This is a genomic window from Suttonella ornithocola, from assembly GCF_001889065.1.
Taxonomy (GTDB): domain Bacteria; phylum Pseudomonadota; class Gammaproteobacteria; order Cardiobacteriales; family Cardiobacteriaceae; genus Suttonella_A; species Suttonella_A ornithocola.
Window position 1 is genome coordinate 1 of sequence record NZ_LWHB01000108.1, and the last position, 1,590, is coordinate 1,590.

A 1,590-nucleotide genomic window follows, 5' to 3' on the forward strand; every position below is an offset into this window, starting at 1 on the left:
GCGCAGTATCAAGCAGTTTATTCCTAAGCTTTGAGCTTGCTCTAGGAGAATTCGAATATCCTTATCTGTAGGTAGGTTAAAATGATGTGGATATTTGACAGCTTGGTTGCGTCCAAATTTTACTGTACCAAGTCCTGCTACGGATAGAAAGAGATTTGTTTGTCCAAATGGACGTAAGGATAAAGTATTCATAAATTTATATAGGAAAATATTATATGGCTACATATATTATCGGTGATGTTCATGGACAATTCGATGCTTTAATGCGACTTTTATCTAAGATTAATTATAAAGAAGATAAAGACGAGCTTTGGTTTGTTGGAGATTTGGTAAATCGAGGCCCGCAATCGTTAGAGGTATTGAGATTTGTTGTTGGATTAGGCGCAAGAGCAAAAGTTGTTTTGGGTAATCATGATTTTTCTTTGATGGTACAAGCCTTAGAGTTGTCTCATGTAAAGATAAAGAAAAGTAGCGAAGCAATTTTAAAAGCGTCTGATAGCAAAATTTTATTATCTGCCATGAGGCATTGGCCATTATTTTATGAAAATACTGAATATAACGTAATTATGGTGCATGCAGGGGTTTACCCATTCTGGTCAATTGAAACTGCTCGAATGCAACAACAAATGTATCAACATGAAATGCTGAAAACAGAAAAAGAATCCAACCAATTTTTAGAGCAAGTATATGCGAACGGCAGTGGCTATTGGGATAAAAGGGACTCTTTTATAGAGCAAATGCGTTTTACCGTTAATGCTTTTCTTAGAATGCGATTTTTAGAAAAAGATGGCCGTCTAAATTTTGATTGTAAACTACCTCCAGAAGAAGCGCCTAAAAACCTAATACCCTGGTTTGAAGAAAAAATGCGAGAAAAAAAATATCGCTATATCTTTGGGCATTGGGCAGCGTGCGGATTGAGAGTGCGTAAAAATTGGGTTTGTTTAGATTCAGGAGCTGCTTGGGAAGGAAAGTTAACTGCATTTGACCTTAAAAAATGGGAGGTTGCCGCTTCTGTTAAAATTGATAAGAAAAAATAAATGAAAAATGTTGACAGCAAGAAAATATCTGATATTATTCGCTACCTGTCCGGAGGGGTACCCAAGCGGTCAACGGGAACAGACTGTAAATCTGTCGGCTCTGCCTTCGAAGGTTCGAATCCTTCCTCCTCCACCACTTCTTTTCGCGGGCGTAGTTCAATGGTAGAACCTCAGCCTTCCAAGCTGATGGTGTGGGTTCGATTCCCATCGCCCGCTCCATGAATTTTCCAGTCCATATAGCTCAGTAGGTAGAGCACTTCCTTGGTAAGGAAGAGGTCACCGGTTCAAATCCGGTTATGGGCTCCAGATTTATATTTTAGCTCGGGTAGATGAGATGTCTAAAGAAAAGTTTGAACGCAGTAAGCCGCATGTAAACGTTGGGACTATTGGTCACGTTGATCACGGTAAAACAACGCTAACAGCTGCTTTGACTAAGGTTGGAGCGGATCGTTTTGGTGGAAATTTTTCAGCCTATGATCAAATTGACGGCGCACCAGAAGAGCGTGCTCGTGGAATTACCATCTCAACTGCTCACGTTGAATATGAATCACCA

Annotated in this window: 2 protein-coding genes, 3 tRNA genes and 1 pseudogene; 5 read left to right on the top strand and 1 reads right to left on the bottom strand. The window is 39.7% G+C overall.

Features of this window, described 5'->3' with window-relative positions; genetic code table 11:
* Positions 1–192 (bottom strand): annotated as a pseudogene (locus A5N85_RS16140) (aldo/keto reductase); the annotation flags it as partial.
* 23 nt (positions 193–215) lie between these two features.
* On the opposite strand from A5N85_RS16140, the gene A5N85_RS08490 reads away from it, so the two are divergent.
* The 5 genes from A5N85_RS08490 to A5N85_RS08510 all read left to right on the top strand — a co-directional run.
* Entirely contained in the window at positions 216–1,037 is an 822-nt protein-coding gene (locus A5N85_RS08490; protein WP_072576841.1) for a symmetrical bis(5'-nucleosyl)-tetraphosphatase, read from the top strand.
* Positions 1,038–1,088: 51 nt separating this feature from the next.
* Positions 1,089–1,173: transfer RNA gene (locus A5N85_RS08495), tRNA-Tyr, on the top strand.
* A gap of 9 nt (positions 1,174–1,182) precedes the next feature.
* Positions 1,183–1,256 (top strand) — tRNA-Gly (locus A5N85_RS08500).
* Between the two features lie 11 nt (positions 1,257–1,267).
* Positions 1,268–1,343, top strand: a tRNA-Thr gene (locus tag A5N85_RS08505).
* Positions 1,344–1,371: 28 nt separating this feature from the next.
* On the top strand, positions 1,372–1,590 hold a 219-nt coding region (locus tag A5N85_RS08510; protein WP_249023944.1), incomplete at its 3' end, for a GTP-binding protein.